Raw genomic sequence first — 20606 nt, 5'->3', positions numbered from 1 at the left:
CTCCCCCGCTCACGAGGGACCGCCGGTCACGCGCGCCCGTCGCCGGCGGCGAGGGTGTCGAGCAGGCCCGCCAACGGGATCCAGCTCCACTCGGGTCGGTTGCCGAGCTCGTACGACAGCTCGTACACCGCCTTCTCCAGCACGAAGGCGTCGAGCAGCGTGCGGAGCGCCGCCGGGTCCGACGGCAGGAAGTCGGCGCCGTCGGCCTCGCGGAGGTAGGCCCCCAGGAAGCGGCCCGCGGCCCAGCCGTACCAGGCGCGACCCCACGCCGCGGCCCGGGCCGCGCCGTCGCTGCCACTGGTGAGCAGGCCGCGGTCCTCCTCACGGCGCAGCCCCACGAGGGTGGCGTAGTGGAACGACCGCAGCACCCCCGCCACGTCCCGCAGGGGCGACCGCCGGAGCCGTCGCTCGGTGATGGACTGGAGCGGCTCGCCCTCGAAGTCGAGGAAGACGACGTCGCGCCCGGTGAAGAGCACCTGACCGAGGTGGAGGTCGCCGTGGGTGCGGATGCGCCGACCGCCGAGCCGCCCTTCACGGAGCGGCTTGTAGCGCTCGAGGAGGTCGGCCTCGCGGGCGAGCAGCGCCGCCGCCGGCTCGGCCACCTCGGGCGGCAGGTCGTCGAGCCGCTTGCGCAGCGAGCCCAGGGTGCGCGACGCCGCGCTGCGCATGGCCTGGTGCAGCGAGCGCTGGTCGAGCAGGGACAGGTCCTCCGAGCCGAAGGCCGGATCGCCGGTGGGAGCGGCGAGGGCGCGGTGCAGCTGGGCGGTGCGCACGCCGAGCAGGTCGCAGACCTCGAGGTGGGGGCCGGTGGAGCGCAGCGCCTCCTCGGCGGCGTCGACGTCGGTCTGGTCCAGCGGGTGGCGGTCCGCAGGGACGTCCGGGGGCACCTCGTCGAAGGTCTCCCCGTAGAAGCGGCTCAGGGCGTCGATGGTGTGCTGCCAGAGATCGCCCTCGTTGGGGACGTAGCCCTGGAGGATGGCCACGGTGGTCGGCTCGTGGCGCTCGGCCTCGTACTCGATGGCACCCAGGAGCGGTGGCACGTGCTCGAAGCCCTGGTCGTTGAGGAAGCGGGAGACCTCGAGGTCGGGGTTGGTGCCCGGCTCCAGGCGGCGGAACACCTTCAGGATGGCCTGGTCGCCCACGACGACGGAGGTGTTGCTCTGCTCGCCCCGCAGTACGGCGATGTCCTGGTCGGCGAGGTCGGATGCCATCCGCCGCAGGGCCGGGGTGGGTGAGCCCACGAGCGCCCCGGATTCCCCCGGGCGAGGTCGACGGCTGCGGCAACGGTCGAGCAGCGCCCGCGACGCGGCCGGCTCCCACAGCGCCTCGCTGAGCACCCGGGTCTCGCCGCCGGGCCGACGCAGCTCGGCCACCACCCCGAGGCTGAGCTCGCTGAGGAGCGCCTCGGCCCGTTCGCCGCCGACGATGGCGAGAGGCAGCGCGAACGTCGCCGGCTCGCCTTCGCGGAAGCGCACCTGCACGAGGACCAGGTAGGAGGGGACCGCCGAACCCCGGGTGGTGAGGTGGACGACGTCGGCGACCCGCACCGAGGAGATGGAACGGTCCTTGCCCGGGAACCAGCGCCGCTGGCGCAGATGGTCGGGCAGCAGCCCCTCGAGGCGGCGCCGGGCCGCCCCGTCGAACACCGACTCCCAGGGGCCGTCGAGCTCGAGGGTCGGCACCGGCCCCCCGGTCGCCGCGCCCTGCACCGGGGCGTCGGTCTCCTGGCGGGTGAGCGCGAACCAGTGGAACGCGTAGGGGCCGAGGGTCACGAGGTAGGGCAGGTCGCCCACCGGCGGGAACTCGGTGCGCCCGAACAGCTCGACGGGCCGGGCGCCGGCGTGCTCGGCGAGGTCGAGCTCCGCGTACTGGGCCGAACCCGCCAGGTTGGCCACGACCAGCACGTGCTCGTCCTCGTAGGAGCGCACGAAGGCCACGATGCGGGGGTTGTCGGGCAAGAGCATGCGCAGGGTCCCGCGGCCGAGCTCGGGGTGACGGCTGCGCACGTGCAGGACCTGACGCATCCACCGGTAGAGCGAGTTCTCGTGCGCCTGCTGGACCTCGACGTTGACCATCTCGTAGTGGAACTCGGGGTCGATGATGGTCGGCAGGTAGAGCTTCTGGGGGTTGGCGGTGGAGAAGCCCGCGTTGCGGTCCGGCGACCACTGCATCGGGGTCCGCACCGCGTCGCGGTCGCCGAGGTAGACGTTGTCGCCCATCCCGATCTCGTCGCCGTAGTAGATGACCGGCGTGCCGGGCAGGGCGAGGAGCAGGCCGTTCAACAGCTCGATCTTGCGCCGGTCGTTGCCCAGGAGGGGGGCGAGGCGGCGGCGGATGCCGGCGTTGATGCGCATCTGCGGGTCGTGCGCGTAGACCCGGTACATGTAGTCCCGCTCCTCCTCGCTCACCATCTCGAGGGTCAGCTCGTCGTGGTTGCGCAGGAAGATGGCCCACTGGGCGCCGTCGGGCACCGCCGGCGTCTGGTCGAGGATGTCGACGACCGGGAAGCGGTCCTCCATCTGCACCGACATGAACAGGCGGGGCATGAGGGGGAAGTGGAACGACATGTGGCACTCGGGCTCGGCGTCGTTCCCGAAGTACTCGACCGCGTCCTCGGGCCACTGGTTGGCCTCCGCCAGCAGCATGCGTCCCGGGAAGTGCTCGTCGACGTGGCGCCGCAGCGAGCGCAGGAACTCGTGGGTCTCGGGGAGGTTCTCGCCGTTGGTGCCGTCGCGCTCGTAGAGGTACGGGACCGCGTCGAGGCGCAGGCCGTCGACGCCCATCTTGAACCAGAAGTCCATGGCGTCGAACACCGCCTTGTGGACCTCGGGGTTGTCGAAGTTGAGGTCGGGCTGGTGGGAGTAGAACCGGTGCCAGAAGTAGGCGTTGGCGACCGGGTCCCACGTCCAGTTCGAGGTCTCGGTGTCGTGGAAGATGACCCGGGCCTCGGACCAGCGCTCGGGGTCGTCGCTCCACACGTACCAGTCCCGCCAGCGGCTGCCCGGCGCCGCCCTGCGGGCCCGCTGGAACCAGGCGTGCTGGTCGGAGGTGTGGTTGATGACGAGCTCGGTGACGACCCGCAGCTCCCGACGGTGGGCCTCCCGGAGCATCCGCTTGAACGCGGCGAGGGTGCCGTAGGAGGGGTTGATGCCCCGGTACTCGGCGATGTCGTAGCCGTCGTCGCGCAGGGGGGACGGGTAGAACGGCAGCAGCCAGATGGTGTTGACGCCCAGGTCGTGGAGGTAGTCGAGCCGGCTGGTCAGCCCGTCGAAGTCGCCGATGCCGTCGCCGTCGCTGTCCTGGAAGGCGCGGATGTGCAGCTCGTAGATGATGGCGTCGCGGTACCAGTCGGGGCCGTCGGAAAGGGGGCTGACCGGGGGGAGGGGCGCGGGGCCGCGCGGGCCGTAGGGGCTCATGGCGCGGCCCGTCGCGCGCTCGGTGGCGCGGTCGGGAGGCTGGTCATCAGGAGGCTCGCTGGGGGCTCATGCCGGGGACGGCGAGGGGTGGAGGGTGAAGACGTGCGCCGGCACGCCGGCGGGGTTCAGCTCGACGTAGTTGTCGGGGCCGTGCCAGGTGTAGCGGGCGTCGCTGAGGCGGTCGTGGACCTCGAAGGGCCCGCCGTCCACGCCGAGCTCGGCCAGGTCGAGGTGCACGACGCCCGCCCGGACGTGGTGCGGGTCGCAGTTGACCACCACGAGGACCACGTCGGTGCCGTCCTCGCTGCGCTTCGAGTAGCAGAGCAGGTCGTCGCCATCGACGTCGTGGAACTGGAGTGTGGTGTTCGTCTGGAGCGCGGTATGGCTGTGGCGCAGGGCGTTGAGGCGGCCCAGCAGAGGGGCGAGCGAGTCGGGCCGGTCGAGGTCCCAATGGCGGATCTCGTACTTCTCGGAGTGCAGGTACTCCTCGCTGCCGGTGTGGCGGGGCTCGTGCTCGCACAGCTCGAACGCGGGGCCGTAGATGCCGTAGCTGGCGGCCAGGGTGGCGGCGAGCACGGCCCGGGCCGCGAACGCGCCGCGCCCGCCGGTCTGGAGGTGCTCGGTGAGGATGTCCGGGGTGTTGGGCCACACGTTGGGCCGGAGGTACTCCTTCACCTCCGTCTGGGTGAGCTCGGTGAAGTACTCGCGCAGCTCCCAGGCTGCGTTGCGCCAGGCGAAGTAGTTGTACGACTGACTGAAGCCGAGCTTGGCCAGGCGCTCCATGACCCGCGGCCGGGTGAAAGCTTCGGCCAGGAAGAGCACGTCCGGGTGCTCGGCTCGGATCTCGGCCAGGGCCCACTCCCAGAAGGCGAAGGGCTTGGTGTGGGGGTTGTCGACCCGGAAGATGCGGACGCCCTCGCCGACCCAGTGGTCGAACACCCCTTTGAGCGCGTTCCACAGCCCGTCGCGGTCGACCGTGTCGAAGTCGATCGGGTAGATGTCCTCGTAGCGCTTGGGTGGGTTCTCGGCGAACTGGATGGTGCCGTCGGGGCGGTGGCGGAACCACTCGGGGTGCTCGGTCACCCAGGGATGGTCGGGCGAGCACTGGAAGGCGATGTCGAGGGCGATCTCCATGCCCTGCGCCTGCGCCTCGGCCACCAGGGCCCGGAAGTCGGCCGGCGTGCCCAGCTCGGGGTGGATCGCGGTGTGACCGCCTTCGGCGGCGCCGATGGCCCAGGGGCTGCCGGGGTCGCCCTTGCGGGCGGTGAGGGCGTTGTCCGGGCCCTTGCGCCCGCTGACGCCGATGGGGTGGATGGGCGGCAGGTACAACACGTCGAAGCCCAAGGCGGCGAGATCGGGCAGGCGGGCGGCGACGTCGGCGAAGGTGCCGTGACGACCGGGCGTGGGGCCCGCCGATCGGGGGAACAGCTCGTACCAGGTGCTGAAGCGCGCCCGTTCGCGCTCGACCAGCACCGTGCACTCGGGATGGACGGCGCCGGCGCTGCGGTCGGCCAAGGGGTCCATGAGGGCGGCGACGGCGTCGGCGACTGCGGCGAACCCCTCCGCGTCCCCGTCGAGGAGCGGCGCCGCGCTCGTGCGCAGGCGCTCACCGGCACGGGCGGACGCCCGTTCGGCGGCTTCGGTGACCAGGGTGGCGCCGATCTGGAGGTCGACGCCGACGTCCTGTCCGGCCTCGATCTTGGCCAGGGCTCCCACCAGCCACGAGCGGAACGGATCGACCCAGGCCTCGACGGTGTAGCGGTGGACGCCGAGACGCTCGACGGTGAAGCGGGCGGTCCAGTGGTCGTTGCCGAGCGGCTCGAGGGCGACCGCCGACCAGCGGCCGCCCGGCGGGCGGTGCAGGAGTCGCCCGGCCACGGCGTCCTTGCCGTCGGTGAACACGTCGGCGGTGACCACCACGTCCTCGCCGCTCACCCGCTTGACCGGGAAGCGGCCGGCGTCGACCACCGGGGCCACGTGCTCGACCACCACCCGACCGGGCACGGGCCCCCGGCGGCGGACGGCGCTCACCTCGGCCCGGAGTCCGATGCGGGATAGATGCGGGTGGCGTACTCGCGCACCATCCGGGTGGCCGAGAAGCGCGGCCCGTTGGTCTTCAGGCTGTGACGCACCATGCGCAGCCACGCCACGGGGATCCCGTCCGGGGTGCGCTCCTGGAACAGGGGCACGACCTGCTGCTCGAGCAGGTCGTAGAGCGCGGCCGCGTGACGGGCGTCCTGGGCGTCGTGGTCGGGGTCGGTCTCGCCGTCGATGGCCCAGCCGTTGCCGCCGTCGTGGGCCTCGGCCCACCAGCCGTCGAGCACGGACAGGTTCAGCGCGCCGTTGATGGCGGCCTTCATGCCACTGGTGCCGCTGGCCTCTTCGGGCGGGCGGGGCACGTTGACCCAGAGGTCGCAGCCGCCCACGAGCTGGCCCGCGAACGAGAGGTCGTAGTCCTCCAGGAAGGCCACGTGGTCGGCCACGAGTGGCGCGCCCTTCAGCTCGAAAGCGCGCGAGAGGATCGCCTTCGCGCCCTCGTCGAGCGGGTGGGCCTTGCCCGCGAAGACGAACTGCACGGAGGGGTCGCCGGTGAGCAGGCGCAGAGCCCGCTCGGGGTCGTGGGTGAGCAGGTTGAGGCGCTTGTATGCCGCGAGCCGGCGGGCGAAGCCGATGGTGAGGCGCTCCGGGTCGAAGCCGACCTGGGCCGCCTCGGCATAGCCCGTGGGCTCACCGCGACGCAGGCGGTCGCTGGCCGAGCGCTCCCGGATGAAGTCGACCAGGAGGCGCCGGCTCTCGGTGCGCGCCTCCCACAGGTCGGCGTCGGAGATTCCGTCCACGGCCTCCCAGGTGGCCGGGTCGTCGGCCCGGGCCAGCCAGCCGTCACCGAGGTGGCGGTCGAGCAGGCGCTTCATCGGCGGTCCCAGCCAGGTGGGCACGTGGACACCGTTGGTCACGTGGGTGATGGGCACCTCGGCGACGTCGCCGCCGAACAGCGGCTGCCACATCTCCCGGGCGACCTCGCCGTGGCGCCGGCTGACCGCGTTGATGGAGCGGGCGCCGCGGAGCGCGAGGGGGGTCATGCCGATGCGGCCGTCGGGGTCGCCCTGGTCGACCCGCCCCGTGGCCAGCAGGCGCTCGGCGTCACCGCTGGCGCCGGCCACCCGGTGGAGCATCTCGCGGGCCTCGGCGGGGTCGTAGGTCTCGTTGCCGGCCGGAACCGGCGTGTGGGTGGTGAACACGAGGCGCTCGCGGGCGCCGGACCACGCCTCGTCGTAGTTCTGGCCGGCCTCGCGGGACCGGCCCATGATCTCGGCGAGGGCGAGGGCGGGGTGCCCCTCGTTGATGTGCAGGACCGAGGGTTCGATGCCGAGGCGGTCGAGCACCTGCGCGCCGCCGAAGCCGAGCACGGCGTACTGGGCGAGGCGCACCGAGGAGATGCCCTCGTAGAGGCGCGAGGTGATCCAGCGCCCCACGGTGGAGTTCTCGGGGCAGTCGGTGTCGAGGAGGTAGAGCGGCACGCGGCCCACGTCGGCCCGCCACACCCGCGCCACCACGTCCTCGTCGTCGACAGGGACGCGCACGGCCAGGGCCGCGCCGGCGTCGTCGGTGAGGGCCACACAGGGAAGCCTTTCCGGATCGCTGTCCAGCCAGAACTCGTGTTGGTAGCCGCGCGTGTCGAGGCGCTGGTGGAAGTAGCCCGTGCGGTACATCAGCCCCACCGCCACCATGGGCAGGGCGAGGTCGCTCGCCTCTTTCAGGATGTCGCCGGCCAGCACCCCGAGACCGCCCGAGTAGATGGGCAGGGACGCGTGCACCGCGAACTCGGCGCACAGGAAGGCCACCGGGTGGTCGGCGGGGACCTGCGTCGCCGGCGGGCGGGCGAGGTCGGCGTCGATCAGCGTGGCCAGCGCCGTCGCCCGGGCGACGAGACCGCGGTCGGCCGCCGCGGCGGACAGCACACCCGCATCGGCTTCGGACAGCAGGCGGACGGGGTTGCCCCCGACCCGCGCCCACCGCTCGGGGTCGACGGCGGCAAAGGTGGCGGGACCGTCGTCGGCCCACGACCAGCGGTAGTTGTAGGCGACGCGGGCCAGCGGCGCGAGCTCGGCGGGAAGGCGTTCGGCGAGGGCGGCGGCGGCGGCCGCCACGTCCTGGTCGCCAGGGCGGGAGAGGGGTGTCGGCACAGGGCGACGCTACCGGCACCGTCCGTGAACGGACCGTGAACGATGGCCGGGCCCCGAGGGGGAGGCCCGGCCACCGCCCAGGAGCGGATCGGCTACCAGAGCTGGAAGCCGCCGGGAACCAGTTCGAGGGGCAGGTAGTGGAGGAAGATCTCGCCGTAGATGACGAAGGTGAGGCCGGTGGCCAGGCCGGCCCAGAGGCCGAGCCGGTCGAGGATCGGCCACGTCTGCGAGACGGGATGGAAGGGCTCGTCGGCGACGGGCATGCGCTGGACGCCGGCCACCTGGCGCTTCGAGTAGATGGTGCCCAGGATCACGATGAAGAAGCACACACCGCTGATGAACATGATCGACCCGCCGATGGCGGTCAGCCCGTCGGCCACGTCCCAGTTCTTCAAGATGTTGGCGGCGCCGTCGAGCGGCGGGGTGAAGCGGTCGACGTAGGTCGCCTGGCTGATGTTCGTGCGGCGGGGCATGCCGGCGATGCCGCCCTGCATCTGGCCCCGGGAGAAGATGAACACTCCCGTGATCCACAGCCAGGTCTGGGCCACGGCGAGGCGCCGGCCCCACAGCTTCTTGCCGGTGAGGTAGGGCACCAGCCAGTAGCAGATGGCCATGATGGACAGAGCGACGGCGGTGCCCACCGTGAGGTGGAAGTGGCCGACGATGAACGCCGTGTTGTGGACCGTGAGGTTCACCGTGTAGCTGGCGTTGATCAGGCCGCTCACACCACCGAGGATGAAGCCGATGCCGGCGAGGAGCTGCCCGGACACCGACGGGTCGCCCCACGGCAGCTTCCAGATCCAGCCCAGGAGGCCCTTGCCGCCGCGGTTGCGGCCGGCGTTCTCGAGTGAGGCGATCACCGAGAAGAAGGTGGCCACCGAGGGGAAGAAGATGCAGAAGGTGAGCATCCAGGAGATGGTCTTCGAGGTGAAGGGGATGCCAGGGTCGGTGAACTGGTGGTGGATGCCCACCGGCAGGAGGATCAGGAAGGCGATGAAGACCACCCGCACGAGGCCGTCGCTGGCCACGCGGCCCTTGCCCGCCTGCTCGGGAAGGAACAGGTACCACGACACGTAGATGGGCAACAGCCAGAAGTAGACGATCGGGTGCCCGGTGAACCAGAACAGGATGCGGGTGAACTGGGGGTCGATGCTGTCGGTGAGTCCGAGGGACCAGGGCAGCACGAAGACCAGGACCTCGATGGCGATGCCGATCGAGGCGAGGAACCACATCAGCTCCGTCACGATCGAGGTGAACGCCAGCAGCGGGATGCGCTCGCCCTCGTGGCCGTCCTTGCGCCACCCGCGGAGGGTGAGCACCAGGTTGGCCAGGGTGGCCCAGGTGGAGAGCACCAGGAACACGGCGCCGATGTAGAACGCCGGGGTGGCCTTGAGCGGGGTGTAGAAGGTGAACAGCACCGTCGCCTTGTTGGCCAGCATCGCCCAGGCGGCGAGGGCCACGCCGGTCCAAGCCAGGTACAACGACGCGTCGCGGAGCACCTTCGATGCCAACGGCCGCTTGAGCGACTTCATCACCGTCAGCGACATGAAGGCGTTGCTGAAGGTGAAGGTGAAGACCAGCGCCAGGGTGACGCCGTGGATGGTGAGACCCTGGTAGTAGCTCTGGAGGCCGACCGCGTCGTAGAGGTTGACGGGCCGGTTGAAGAACTCCTCGAGGGCGAAGTCGCCCCGGTCGGAGGCCTGGAGGGCGCCCATGGCGAGGCCGAGGAAGAGCCCGACGAGGCTCAGGTAGAGCTGCCACTTGACCGCCCGCAGGTCGGCCTGGCCCACGCCCGGGATGTCGATCTGCCAGCGGCTGCGCTGGGACGGCGTGCCGATGATCGGCCCGTCCGGCTCGTCGCCGTCGGCGATGTCGCCGGCCGTGGAGGTGTCGATGGTGTCGGTCATCTGCGCTCGCTCACTCGACGTTGATGGTCATGAACATGGTCTGGTGCCCGATCCCGCAGTACTCGTGGCAGAGCAACGAGTACTGACCCGGATCGTCGAAGGTGACCTCGATCTCGGACACCTGCCCCGGGATGACCATCACGTTGGCGTTGGTCTCGGGGATGCGGATGCCGTGGATGACGTCCCGGGAGACCGCCTTGATGGTCACCTCGGTGCCGGCGGGGATGGTGACGTCCTGTGGGGTCCACTGCCACGCCTGGCCGATGAGGACCAGCTCGCCGGTGCCGTCACCGGTGTCGCGGTAGCCGGGCTCGTCGAACGGGGCGGTGGTGTCGATGTCGGCGGGCTGGACGCGGCCGGCCGGCTCGGGGAGGGCGGCCTGGTGGGCCACCACCGACAGGATCAGGCCGACGACAGCACCGACGATGACCACTGCCGTGGCGTAGAGGAACCACCGTTCATACTTCTCGACGTGCATCGGTCAGCTCCTGGCGATCAGGGTGAAGTAGGCGTACAGCCAGGTGGCCGCCATCAACACGATGAACAGCGCACCGAGCACGAGGGTCCCCTTGGGGTGGCCCTCCGGCTCGTCGTGCTCATCGGTGGCGACGGACGCGGCGTCCGGCGCGGTGTCCTCGGTCATGTCGCTCCTCGTTCGGTCGGCGGGGTTCGCTGGGACTCGGGGGCTCGGCGTCTCAGCCGGCGGTGCCCAGCGAGTTGATGTAGGCCACGAGGGCGTCGACCTCTTCGGCCGAGAGCTCGAACTCGGGCATCGCCACCGCGAAGCCCTCGACCTTCTGGGCGCCCGGGTCGGTGATGGAGCTCGTCAGGTAGGCGTCGTCGGCGGTCACGGTCGAACCGTCGTCGAGGGTGACCTCGGCGCCCGCGAGACCCTGCCAGGTGGGGCCGGTGCCGTCGCTGCCGTCCGCGGAGTGGCACGTGGCGCACCCGTTCGCGTCGGCCAGCTCCTGGCCCTGGGTCGCCAGTGCGGAGAGCTCACCACCGCCGCCGGCGGCCGGAGCCGCCGAGCCGCCGCCACCATCGGAGGTGACGAGGGCGATGACGCCGAGGGCCACACCGAGGAGGGCGAGCACGGTGACGACCGCCAACCAGGCGGTCTCACCGGCGCCGAAGCGCATCTCCGACGTCTCGTCGTCGGACCCGTCCGAGGCGTTCTTTTCGTTCGCTGTGTCGGTCACAGAGGCGGTCTACCACGGGGTTTTCGCCCCCCCGTAGGGTCCAAGGTCCCATCCTGACCGGCCGGTCAGCACCCCGTGGCCCGCGTGTCCGGACGCGACGACGCGCCGTGGTCGTCCCCGGGGAGGGGGCGACCACGGCGCGTGCCGGATGCTCAGCGTGGAGCGGGGCTCAGTTGAAGAAGAGGACCCGCCACAAGATGTTCAACACAATGCCGACGGCACCGATGACGATGCCCAGGGTGGCGAGGTTGTCGCCGCCCTGGGTGCCGTTCGACGCCTTGATCTGGTTCTTGGCCACCACGCCGAGGACGATGCCGATGATGGAGCCGATGCCGCAGAGCAGGCCGATCGCACTGGCGATGATCGAGCCGACGGCGAGTTGGTTGTTGGGCGGCGCGCTGGGGGGCGGACCGGCAGGCGGTTGGTAGGACATGGGCGTTCTCCTTGATCGGAAACCGCCCGAACGCTACTCACTTCACCGGGGGTGACGCGCCGAGGTGCCCCTGCCCCGCCCGGGCGACGCCGCCGCCCCTCCAACCCTCTAGCGCAGCTGCGTGGCCCCGCCGGGGTCGGGCGGACCGGCGAGCTCGGGGTGGACGATGGCGGCGAGCAGTTCGACCCCGTCGACGACCCGGGGGCCGGGCCGGGAGAAGTACGCGTCGGCGTCCACGGCCCACACCTGGCCCACGCCGGCGAGGGCGGGCTGATCGAGCAGGGCGCGACCTTCTTCGGCGGCCCGATCCAGGTGGTAGCCGCACGGCATGAACACCACGATGTCGGGGCGGGCTGCGGCGACGGCCTCCCAGCTGAGGGCCCGGGACCGGCTGGCCGGCGGGGCCAGGAGGCACTCGCCTCCCGCCAGGTCGACCATCGCGGGCACCCAGTGGCCGGCGCTGAAGGGCGGGTCCGACCACTCGAGGGGCAGCACTCTCGGACGGGGCTTGGGACGGCCGGCCACTGCCTCGTGCACGTCCTCGAGGCGGTCGTGGAGCGAGGCCATGAGCGCGGCCGCCTGCACCTCCCGCCCGGTGGCCGCCCCCACCTCGCCGATCCCGGCGATCACGTCGTCGAGGGTCACCGGGTCGAGCGAGACCACCTGCGCGGAGCACCCGAGGTCGTCGAGGGCATCGGTCACGGCGCCCGAGGGCACGGCGCACACCTCGCACAGGTCCTGCGCCAGGATCAGGTCGGGCTGGATGGCCCGGATGCGGTCGCGGTCCAGGGTGTAGATGGGCTCCCCTTCGGCGAGGCGCTCACGCACGGCCCGGTCGATCTCGCCGGCCGGGGTGGCGGCATCGACCGCCAGGGCCGTACCCGACACGATCGCCTTGTCGCGGGCTTCGGGCGGGAAGTCACACTCGAAGCTGACGCCCTCGAGCGCGTCGCCCAGGCCCAGCGCGAACACGATCTCGGTGGCCGATGGCAGCAGCGAGACGATCTTCATGCCGGGCGATGGTAGGGCCACCGGCGTCTCCGGCCCGATGAGACACCACGGAGCACCGGGGCTCAGGGTGCGATGGCGTCGTCCTCGACCTCGGTCCCCTCGCTGCCCTCGTCGACGAAGGCCGGGCCCTTGCCGTCATCGTGGCGCTCGACCTGCTCACGCGCCCCCTCCACCTCGTGCTCCAGCTGGTCGATGCGCTCTTCGTCCCCCTCGGACTGCGAGGGAGGATCGGTGGGGTCGATGGGGTCGGTGGTGGTCATGGCGCTCCCCTACCCAGGGTGGCGGGGACGCGACCCGGGGCCCACCGACGCCGGGGGCCGGGGGCCGCGGGTGGGCAGGCGCCGATCGGGGTAGGGGCCGCGTGCATGCCCGCACCACCCACCACCAAGGAGCTCACATGAGCCACGACCTGTCCGGCAAGCGCATCGCCTTCCTCACCGCCAACGAAGGGGTCGAGCAGATCGAGCTGACGAGGCCCTGGCAGGCCGTCGAGGACGCCGGGGGGCAGCCGGTCCTCGTGGCCCCCGAGACGGGCGAGGTGCAGGCGTTCAACCACCTCGACAAAGCGGACGCCTTTCCCGTGGACCAGCCCGTCTCGGCCGTGTCCGCCGACGACTTCGACGGCCTCGTCCTGCCCGGCGGCGTCGCCAACCCGGACCAGCTGCGCACCGACGACGGTGCCGTCCGCTTGACCCGGGCCTTCGTCGAGGCGGGCAAGCCCGTCGCCGCCATCTGCCACGGACCGTGGACGCTCGTCGAGGCCGACGTCGTCCGCGGGCGCACCCTCACCTCGTGGCCGAGCCTCCAGACCGACCTGCGCAACGCCGGCGCCTCCTGGGTCGACGAGGAGGTGCACGTGGACCGCGGGCTCGTGACCAGCCGCAACCCCGACGACCTCGACGCGTTCTGCGCCGCCATGGTGGAGGAGCTGTGCGAGGGGCAGCACGAGGGCCACGCCGCCTCCACACCGGTGGAGGCCGCGGGTTCCGCGGACCAGGAAGGTGGCGTGCGCTCCGCGCTCCACTTCTGAGCGCCGGCCGCGCGGCCCCCTCAGGGGGGCCGGGCTGGTAGACCGCCAGGGTGCTCGGCACCGATGACCCGGTGTTCGCCGCCGTCGTGGGCGTCGCCGTGGTCGCCCTCCTCCTCGCGCCGGTCACCGGTCGCGCCCTCGCCCAAGTCGTCACCCTGGTCCACGAGCTCGGCCATGCCACCGTCGGCCTCCTCGTCGGCGGCCGGGTCCGGCGGGTGTCGATCGCCCTCGATGCATCGGGGGAGACCCTCACCCTCATCGGCGGGCGCTACCCCCGCCTCCGCCTGAGTGCCTTCACCCTCGCCGGCTATCCCGCTCCCCCGCTCGTCGGCGTCGTCGCGGCGGCGTCGGTGGCCAGCGAGGACCATCGCCTCTTCCTGTTGCTCGGCGCAGTCTTCGTGGCGGTCGCACTCGTGCTCTGGGTGCGCAACCCCTGGGGCCTCGTCGTGTTCGCCGTCACGGCCGTGGTGCTGTGGCTGGCCGCCACCGAGGCGGCCGATGCCGTGACGCGCACCGTGGCCATCGCCCTGGCCTGGCTGTTCGCCGTCGGGGGCCTCCGCTCGGCATGGCAGCTCACCCACGGGCCGAGGTCCGCGACGAGCGGACTCGACGACGCCGAGCGGGTCTCGCAGCTCAGTCGCGTCGTGCCCCGCCTCGTGGTGGCGGGGGCGTTCGTCCTGGTGGCGGGCGCGGCCCTGGCCGGCGTCGCCCTGCTGCTCCTGCGTCCCTCCTGATCATCGGGACAACGCTCAGGTCAGCGTCCCCACGTCCGATGGAAGGGCACGAGATCGCTGGGCGTGAGAGGACAGGCGATGACCGCATCCCATGAGGACCAGAGCGTGCCCCACGCCCCCACGCCGGGGGCGATCGGGACCGCAGGCATGATCGACCGCCTGCGCGGGCCCGCGTCCCACGTCATCGTCGACGTCGTCGACGCGGGAGTCGGTGGAGCCACGCCGGTGCGCCAGGCCATGACCAGCCTGGGGCTGCAACCCGAGAAGCCCGCCACCTCCCCGACGCTTCTGCTCACCGGCGGCATCGTCGTCGCGGCCCTCGTGGTCAGCGCCGGCGTAGAGGATCTCACGCCGGCCATCGCCGCCCTCGCGTTCGCCGTCGCCATCGTCATCTGGCAGCGCACCACGACTCGCCGGGCGCGCCGCACCGACGAGAACACCCGTTGGGCTTCGCGCTCGGGTCAGGCCTTCGGGGCCTGGGAGCCCGGCGCTCCGGCCGGCCGCCAGCGCCTCCTGCTCGACCATCGCGGCCTCGCCGTGGTGGACCCGGGTGTGAAGCGCGAGCCCCTGGCGGTCCTGCTCTGGAAGTCGGTGGAGCGCCTCATCCTCGTGCCCGGCAACGAGCGCACCACCGACCCGGGCCTCGTGGTCCACCGCACCGACGGCAGTGTGGCCGGGTTCACCACGGCGTTCAGCCTCCACGAGCTCATGCCGGCGCTCGACGACGTGGGGCTGCCCACCGACATCGAGCAGGCGATGGCCGGCACGTCCACGATGCGCCGCACGTCCGCCCCCCTGCCTCCGGTCCCGCCGGCGGCCCCCACCGACCCGTGGGCCAACGTCGCCCCGGCTCCCGGGACCTTGGCGATGGCGACCGGCGCGGCGACGGCCGCGGAGCGAGCGGCCGAGCCATTCGTCGAGCCCACCCCTGTCCCGGAGAACCCGCTCACGCCCCGCCGCGGCTCGACCCCGCCGGCCGCCGCGTTGTTCAACGCCGAGACGCCCGAGCCGGTCCTGTCCGCGCCCCGTCCGCTCTTCCCGCCGACGCCCGTCGCCGAGGCGCCCCCGCCCCCGCCACCCCCGCCGCCGCCGGTTCCCCCTGCTTCCCCGGCGCCCGGCCCGGCCCCTCAGGTCGACCGGCCCGCCGTGCCGGTGGCGCAGGTGCCGGTGCCCGACCTGCCGCCGCCCACAGCCGCAGCCGGCTCCGAGCCGCCGGTCCCCGACGCGCCCCTCGCCCCGCTGGTGTTCGAACCCGAACGCTCGGAGGCCCCGACCGCTGACCCCTGGACCTCGATCCCGACGCCCGCCGGGTTCGAGGCTCCTCCGGCTGCGCACGACGCGGCGTGGGACCGACCGGCTCCACCGGCCCCACCGGTGCCGCCCCACGACACCCTGCCCGATGCCTTCCCGGCGCCGCCGGAGACGCTCGCCGACGCCCTCGGCACCCCGACCGGCCCCCCACCGGGACCGGCGTCGTTCCCGTCGCCGGCGCCCCTGCCCTCTGCGGACTCGGCCCCGCCTCCTCCCCCGCCGCCTCCTCCCCCACCGCCGCCTCCGCCGGCAGACGCCGCTCTCTCCGGATGGGGCGCGCCCGCCAGCGACGCGGGTGCGTTGTTCGACGCCCATGGTGCGGCGACGGAGACCACGGCGCCCGCGACCGAGCCGCCCGACTCCCTCTGGCGGTGAGCCCCGCCCCCTCGGGCCCGAGGGGCTCCGCTCACGCGATCTAGAGGTCGGGTAGGCCGAGCGCCAGGTTGGGGGCCTCGAGGCCCCCGTCGATCTCGATCATCTTGCCCGTGACGAAGCTGCCCGCGGGCGACGCCAACCAGAGCGCCCCCAAGGCGATGTCGAGCGGGTCACCGAGGCGTCGCAGCGGCGTCTTGTCGACCATCTCCCGCTCGAGGGCTTCGTTCTCGAGGACGACCTGCAGCGCCGAGGTGGCCACCGAGCCCACCGCGATGGCATTGACCCGCACCTTGGGGGCGAGGTCACAGGCCAAGAGGCGGGTCATGTGGGCCAGTGCCCCCTTCGCCGTGCCGTAGGCCACCATGCCGCGGTCGGCGCGTCGGCCCATCATCGACGAGATGTTGACGACGCTGCCGCAGTCGCTCTGGAGCAGGTGCGGCGTGGCCGCCTTCGTGAGGGTGAAGGCGGTCGTCACGTTGAAGTGCAGCGCCGCCTCGAAGAAGCGCTCGGACGTGTCCAGGAACGGTCGGGGCATGGTGCCGCCGACGTTGTTGACCACGGTGTCGACGCGACCGAACTCGGCGACGGCCCGCTCGACCAGCACCCCCAGGTTCTCGGTGTCGTTCAGGTCCGCTGGCACCAGGACGGCCCGCCGCCCCAGCGCCTCGATCTCGCCGGCGACCTCCTGGAGCTGCTCCTCGGTGCGGGCCGAGAGCACGACGTCACCCCCGGCCTCCGCGTAGGTCTTGGCGATGGCGGCGCCGATGCCGCGGCCGGCGCCGGTCACGATGGCGACGCGGTCGGTCACCAGGAATTGATCGAGGGCACCCATGGCGCAGTCCTTTTCGCAGGGGGGGGGTCAGGAAGGATGGTCAGACGGGAGGGTCAAGACAGGAGCTCAGACGGCAGGGTCGGACGGGTCGGCAGCCGGCGGTTCGTCCCAGCGCTCGAAGCGCCAGGGGCCGGGCACCATCCACAGACGGTGCCGGGGGCCGGGGACGTCGGGGTCGCCGCTGTCGTAGCCGGCGTCGCCGTGCCACATGGCCACGGCACCGCCCTCTTCCGCCCGGGCGATGTGGGTCTCGAAGTGCTCGATCTCGGCGTCGGCCGCCTCGGCCAGCGCGTCGGCGACGGTGGCAGAAGCGGCCAGCCGGTCGAGGGTGCACCAGGTCGGCGGGCTGAGCTCGATCTCACCCTCGTCGCGCTTGCGCAGGGCGTCTGCGGGGCGCACCCATTGGTGCTCGTGGATCTCGCCCATGTCGACGGTGACGTCACCCGTCGGGGCGGGCGCCACGAAGAACCACGTGGCGAAGCGCTTGATCGCCACCGGTGGCGGCGTCCAGTGGGCGAAGCAGACCAGCGAGTCGACGTCGACGGCGAGGCCGGCTTCCTCGGCCGCCTCGCGCACCGCGGCGCGGCGGGCGGCCTGGAGGGTGCGCTGGTCCTGGTCGGGTACCTCGCCCGTCGCGGCCTCCTCGGGCGACGGCTCGAGGTCGTCGTCGTCCACCCGACCACCGGGGAAGACCCAGTGACCGCCGGCGAAGGCCAACTTGGAGTTGCGGCGAAGCATCAACGTCTCGATGCCCTCGGCCCCGTCACGTACGAGGACCACGGTGGCGGCGGGGATCGCCTCGGGCACCTCGCCCTCGCGATCGAGGTCGATGGTGATGCCGATGCCCGCGTCGTCGCGGGCGGGCGGCGGAACCGGGTCGCCCGTCACACCAGGAACCGACTGAGGGTCTCGACCACGCAGGCCGGCTTGTCGTTGCCCTCGACCTCGATGGTGACCTGCACGGTGGCCTGCACCCCGCCGTTGACGGGATCGGCGGCGGTGAGGCGGCCGTGGCCGCGGATGCGGGCGCCGACCGGTACCGGTGCCGGGAAGCGCACCTTGCCGGTGCCGTAGTTGACGCCCATCGACGCGCCCTGCACCTCGATGATCTGGGGGAGCATCTCGTTGACCATCGAGAGCGTGAGGTAGCCGTGCGAGATCGGGCCACCGAAGGGCCCTGCGTCGGCCCGCTCGCCGGGCTCGTGGATCCACTGCCAGGTGCGGGTGGCCTCGCTGAACTGGTCGACCCGCTCCTGGGTGACGAGGACCCACTCGCTGCTGCCGAGGTCCCGCCCGACCGCTTCGAGGAGCTCGGCGGGGGCGGCGAACACGGTGGGCACGGCGCCACTGTAGAAGCCCGCCGTGGCCACCTCGACCGCCGCCGGCGCGAGCGGGTGTCCGGTGCCTGAACAGGAGGTGAACGCACGGGCCACAATGGCGGCCATGCGCACGCACGCCCCTGCCCGCTCACGCCTGCTCGCGCTGGGCCTCGCCGCACTCGTCGCCGTCGGGGCGGTCGCCTGCTCGTCGTCGGACAGCGGCAGCGACGACGCCGCGGCGGAGGGAGGCCCCACCACCACGCTCGCCCACGACGACGCCGTCGGGCTCGAGCAGATCCAGGTGATCGGCTCGCACAACAGCTACCACGTGTCCAACTTCGACCAGATCGGCGGGATCTCCCCCCTGGCCGCCACGCTCGACTACACCCACGACCCGCTCCCCGAGCAGCTCGACGAGGGCCTGCGCTCGTCCGAGCTCGACGTGTTCCTCCAGGACGACGGCGAGCTCCACGTGCTGCACTTCCCCGACTTCGACCCGATCACCACCTGCGACCTGTTCACCGACTGCCTCGAGCAGATCCACACCTGGTCCCAGGCCAACCCCGATCACGTGCCCCTCGGCGTGCTGGTCGAGGTGAAGTCGCCGGCCCAGGAACTGGGGGCGGCCGGCATGGACCAGATCGACGACGACATCCGGTCCGTGTTCGCCGAGGACGACCTCATCACGCCCGACGACGTGCGCGGGGACGCCGCCACCCTCGCCGAGGCCGTGCCCGCGGGCTGGCCCACCCTGGGCGAGGCCCGCGGCCAGGTGATGTTCGCCATGGACAACGGCGACGAGGTCCGCGACCTGTACGTCGAGGGGCACCCGTCCCTCGAGGGCCGGGTCCTGTTCACGTCCTCCGAGGAGGGCCGCCCCGACGCCGCGTTCATCAAGCTGAACGACCCGACGGACAGCCTGGCCGACATCCAGCGCCTGGTGGACGCCGGCTACATCGTGCGCACCCGGGCCGACAGCGACCTGTTGAACGCCCAGAACGGCGAGACCGAGGACCGCGAGAACGCCTTCGTCAGCGGCGCCCAGTGGATCAGCACCGACTACCCGGCGTCGGAGCCGCCCGCCCCCGGCAGCGGGTACACGGTGGCCTTCCCCGACGGCACCTTCGCCCGCTGCAACCCGGTGAACGCCCCGGACGGCTGCGACGACGCCGCCGTCGACCCCTCCGCCCCCTGAGGCCGCCGCACTCACCCCAACCCGCTCGTTCCGGGTACTCCCCGGTCGCGCTCACGACACCGACGAGTACCCAGAACGCACGGGCGGAAGGTTCTGGCGGGTTGCACCCGGCGGCGTGACGGACGTCACGGCTAGCGTCAGGTCCATGAAAGAGCTCGTGTACTCGCGCATGTTCCTGCCGGCCGTCGGGGCCAACGCCGACTCGATCGCGACGATCGACGGCACCACCCAGCGCACCTACGCCGAGCACGGCGAACGGGTGCTGCGCCTCGCCAACGCACTGAAGAGCGAGCTCGGTATCGAGCGGTCCGACCGCTTCGCGGTGATGGCCACCAACAGCGCCCAGTACATCGAGCTGTACCACGCGGCGTTCCTCGGCGCCGGCGTGGTCAACCCCCTCAACCTGCGCCTGGCCGGCAAGGAGCTGGACTACATCATCCGCGACTCGGGCACCGAGGTGGCCTTCGTCGACGCCATGTTCGCCCAGCACCTCGCGTCCGCCTTCGCCGAGGGCGAGAGCCCCCTGCGTCACATCGTGCTCATCGGCGACGCCGACGTCCCCCACACGGTCAAGTACGAGGACCTGCTCGCCGCGGGCACCACCGACGTGCCCGAGGAGCCCGAGGAGGACGACCCCGTCGTCCTCATGTACACCGGCGGCACCACGGGACTGCCGAAGGGCGTGCTGCTCGACCAGCGCGCCGAGATGCTGAACCTGTACCACGTCGCTGCGGTCCAGAGCTTCGACCCGAGCCAGGTGTACCTGCACCAGACGCCGCTGTTCCACGCCGCCTCCATGGCCGGCGTCCTCGGCATCGCCTCCTCGGGCGCGGTCAACGTCACCATCCCGCTGTTCGACCCAGCCGGCGTGATGGACCTCATCGAGACCCATGGCGTCACCCAGACCGTGATGGTCCCCACCATGATCGCCATGGTGCTGAACCACCCCGAGTTCCGCCCCGAGCGTCTCGCCTCGCTGCGCCTACTCACCTACGGCGCCTCCCCCATGCCCGCGGCCACCCTCGACAAGCTGATCGAGCTGTACCCCGACCTCGAGATCAGCCAGGGCTACGGCATGACCGAGTGCTCGTCGGTGCTCACCTTCCTGCGCCCCGAGGACCACCAGGCCGGCGGCGACCGCCTGCGCTCGGCCGGGCGACCGGTTCCCGGCGTCGTGCTGTCCATCCAGGACCCCGAGGGCAACGAGCTCCCCGCCGGCACCCCCGGCGAGGTGTGCGCCCGGGCCGGCAACTTCATGCGGGAGTACTGGAACAAGCCCGAGGCCACCGAGGAGGTGTTCCGGGGCGGCTGGTACCACACGGGGGACGCCGGTTACCTGGACGACAACGGTTACCTGTTCCTGGTCGACCGGGTGAAGGACATGATCGTCACCGGCGGCGAGAACGTGTACTCCGCCGAGGTCGAGTCGGCCATCTCCAAGCACGAGGCCGTGGCCCAGGTGGCCGTCATCGGCATCCCCCACGAGACCTGGGGCGAGCAGGTGCACGCCATCGTCGTGCTCAAGCCCGACGCCGAGGCCACCGAGGCCGAGATCATCGACCACGCCCGCGAGTCCATCGCCGGCTACAAGCTGCCCAAGTCGGTCGAATTCCGCGCCGAGCCCCTGCCCCTGTCCGGCGCCATGAAGGTGCTGAAGAAG

Annotated in this window: 18 protein-coding genes; 5 read left to right on the top strand and 13 right to left on the bottom strand. The window is 72.1% G+C overall.

Annotation, left to right across the window (positions count from 1 at the left end):
* Positions 1 to 26: 26 nt before the first annotated feature.
* The 10 genes from treS to JNK12_23165 all read right to left on the bottom strand — a co-directional run bounded on the left by treS (position 27) and on the right by JNK12_23165 (position 12410).
* A complete protein-coding gene (gene treS, locus JNK12_23210; protein MBL8778859.1) occupies positions 27 to 3416 on the bottom strand; it encodes a maltose alpha-D-glucosyltransferase in 3390 nt (1129 codons plus the stop codon).
* 66 nt (positions 3417 to 3482) lie between these two features.
* The gene (locus JNK12_23205) at positions 3483 to 5447 is read right to left on the bottom strand and encodes an alpha-1,4-glucan--maltose-1-phosphate maltosyltransferase (protein ID MBL8778858.1); all 1965 of its coding nucleotides are present in this window, start codon (positions 5445 to 5447) and stop codon (positions 3483 to 3485) included.
* A complete protein-coding gene (gene glgP / locus JNK12_23200; GenBank protein ID MBL8778857.1) occupies positions 5444 to 7600 on the bottom strand; it encodes an alpha-glucan family phosphorylase in 2157 nt (718 codons plus the stop codon). Before glgP ends, JNK12_23205 begins: the two co-directional genes overlap by 4 nt.
* A gap of 92 nt (positions 7601 to 7692) precedes the next feature.
* Positions 7693 to 9507 carry a cbb3-type cytochrome c oxidase subunit I gene (locus tag JNK12_23195; GenBank protein MBL8778856.1) on the bottom strand — a complete coding sequence of 605 codons (1815 nt, stop codon included), beginning with the start codon at positions 9505 to 9507 and terminating at the stop codon, positions 7693 to 7695.
* A gap of 10 nt (positions 9508 to 9517) precedes the next feature.
* Positions 9518 to 9985 carry a cytochrome c oxidase subunit II gene (locus tag JNK12_23190; GenBank protein ID MBL8778855.1) on the bottom strand — a complete coding sequence of 156 codons (468 nt, stop codon included), beginning with the start codon at positions 9983 to 9985 and terminating at the stop codon, positions 9518 to 9520.
* Between the two features lie 3 nt (positions 9986 to 9988).
* Positions 9989 to 10150: a hypothetical protein gene (locus JNK12_23185; protein ID MBL8778854.1), complete on the bottom strand. Its 162-nt coding sequence runs from the start codon at positions 10148 to 10150 to the stop codon at positions 9989 to 9991.
* Between the two features lie 52 nt (positions 10151 to 10202).
* Positions 10203 to 10706, bottom strand: a complete 504-nt coding sequence (locus JNK12_23180; protein MBL8778853.1) for a cytochrome c — start codon at positions 10704 to 10706, stop codon at positions 10203 to 10205.
* Between the two features lie 169 nt (positions 10707 to 10875).
* Positions 10876 to 11139: a DUF4190 domain-containing protein gene (locus JNK12_23175; protein MBL8778852.1), complete on the bottom strand. Its 264-nt coding sequence runs from the start codon at positions 11137 to 11139 to the stop codon at positions 10876 to 10878.
* A 108-nt stretch (positions 11140 to 11247) separates the two neighbouring features.
* Positions 11248 to 12150 (bottom strand): cobalamin-binding protein, encoded by a 903-nt coding sequence (locus tag JNK12_23170; protein ID MBL8778851.1) that lies wholly within the window; start codon positions 12148 to 12150, stop codon positions 11248 to 11250.
* 62 nt (positions 12151 to 12212) lie between these two features.
* Positions 12213 to 12410 carry a hypothetical protein gene (locus tag JNK12_23165; protein ID MBL8778850.1) on the bottom strand — a complete coding sequence of 66 codons (198 nt, stop codon included), beginning with the start codon at positions 12408 to 12410 and terminating at the stop codon, positions 12213 to 12215.
* Positions 12411 to 12547: 137 nt separating this feature from the next.
* Here JNK12_23165 and JNK12_23160 point away from each other — a divergent pair, with 137 nt between their 5' ends.
* The 3 genes from JNK12_23160 to JNK12_23150 all read left to right on the top strand — a co-directional run bounded on the left by JNK12_23160 (position 12548) and on the right by JNK12_23150 (position 15600).
* Positions 12548 to 13180 carry a type 1 glutamine amidotransferase gene (locus JNK12_23160; protein ID MBL8778849.1) on the top strand — a complete coding sequence of 211 codons (633 nt, stop codon included), beginning with the start codon at positions 12548 to 12550 and terminating at the stop codon, positions 13178 to 13180.
* A 50-nt stretch (positions 13181 to 13230) separates the two neighbouring features.
* Complete coding sequence (locus JNK12_23155; protein ID MBL8778848.1) at positions 13231 to 13914, top strand: M50 family metallopeptidase; 684 nt, start codon at positions 13231 to 13233, stop codon at positions 13912 to 13914.
* A 78-nt stretch (positions 13915 to 13992) separates the two neighbouring features.
* Positions 13993 to 15600: a hypothetical protein gene (locus JNK12_23150; GenBank protein ID MBL8778847.1), complete on the top strand. Its 1608-nt coding sequence runs from the start codon at positions 13993 to 13995 to the stop codon at positions 15598 to 15600.
* A gap of 40 nt (positions 15601 to 15640) precedes the next feature.
* Here the strand turns inward: JNK12_23150 and JNK12_23145 are convergent, their stop codons facing one another.
* The 3 genes from JNK12_23145 to JNK12_23135 all read right to left on the bottom strand — a co-directional run bounded on the left by JNK12_23145 (position 15641) and on the right by JNK12_23135 (position 17877).
* On the bottom strand, positions 15641 to 16432 hold the full coding sequence (locus JNK12_23145) for an SDR family oxidoreductase (protein ID MBL8778846.1): 792 nt from the start codon (positions 16430 to 16432) through the stop codon (positions 15641 to 15643).
* 66 nt (positions 16433 to 16498) lie between these two features.
* The gene (locus tag JNK12_23140) at positions 16499 to 17320 is read right to left on the bottom strand and encodes an NUDIX domain-containing protein (GenBank protein MBL8778845.1); all 822 of its coding nucleotides are present in this window, start codon (positions 17318 to 17320) and stop codon (positions 16499 to 16501) included.
* On the bottom strand, positions 17317 to 17877 hold the full coding sequence (locus tag JNK12_23135) for a MaoC family dehydratase (GenBank protein MBL8778844.1): 561 nt from the start codon (positions 17875 to 17877) through the stop codon (positions 17317 to 17319). The genes JNK12_23140 and JNK12_23135 overlap by 4 nt, the downstream gene beginning before the upstream one ends.
* On the opposite strand from JNK12_23135, the gene JNK12_23130 reads away from it, so the two are divergent.
* Positions 17876 to 18946, top strand: coding sequence for a hypothetical protein (locus tag JNK12_23130; protein MBL8778843.1), 1071 nt, complete (start codon positions 17876 to 17878; stop codon positions 18944 to 18946). The genes JNK12_23135 and JNK12_23130 overlap by 2 nt on opposite strands.
* A gap of 145 nt (positions 18947 to 19091) precedes the next feature.
* On the top strand, positions 19092 to 20606 hold a 1515-nt coding region (locus JNK12_23125; protein ID MBL8778842.1), incomplete at its 3' end, for a long-chain-fatty-acid--CoA ligase.

The sequence above is a fragment of the Acidimicrobiales bacterium genome (genome assembly GCA_016794585.1).
Lineage (GTDB): Bacteria > Actinomycetota > Acidimicrobiia > Acidimicrobiales > DATDAH01 > JAEUJM01.
Note: the sequence above shows the minus strand (reverse complement) of the source record. Positions and strands in the feature narration are given on the sequence as shown.